The sequence below is a fragment of the Psychrobacter sp. 1U2 genome, assembly GCF_051847575.1.
Genome location: NZ_JBPYDC010001639.1, coordinates 1 through 552 on the forward strand (window position 1 = coordinate 1; position 552 = coordinate 552).

The following is a 552-nucleotide window of genomic DNA, read 5'->3' on the forward strand; positions in this document are numbered from 1 at the left end:
AGTAACCGTCTAGAACTACTAGAAGAGCGTCCAGTCATCAACAAGGAGCGCCTAGACGTCGGTAAAGTGACAGTGACTAAGCATACCCGTACCAAGTCTATTGAAGTGCCAATTGAGCTAGTAGAAGAGTATGTCACAATTCGCACTGAGTACAACGATGCTGAAAGCCAAGATCTGCTATCAGGTAACTATGATGAAAAAGACATTTTGCGCCATGTTGAACCCTCATTAGATAGTAAGGCGGTAGTCACTATCAATGGTAAACAAATAGAGGTTGGCGATTCTCCTATCGAGATCGTTTTATCACGTCAAGTAGCAACCATTACAAAAGATACTTATGCTATTCAAGAAATCGAAGTCAATAAGACCACGCATACGCATACAGACAGTATCCAAGTTGAGCTACAACATGAAGAACTAGATGTAACCGAGGAAGGGTTTTTAGAGCACGAAACTTCTCGTGTTCGTAAAGACTAGTCCTACCCGAAGCAAACTTATTTATTAAAAATAAGCGTGTTAAAGTTGAAAGTTAGAATATAAAAAAAGCAACGT

Annotated in this window: 1 protein-coding gene; it reads left to right on the forward strand. The window is 39.9% G+C overall.

Features of this window, described 5'->3' with window-relative positions:
- A partial coding sequence (locus tag ACS8FD_RS23605) for a DUF2382 domain-containing protein (RefSeq protein WP_439277640.1) occupies positions 1–477 on the forward strand: 477 nt, incomplete at its 5' end.
- Positions 478–552: the final 75 nt, after the last annotated feature.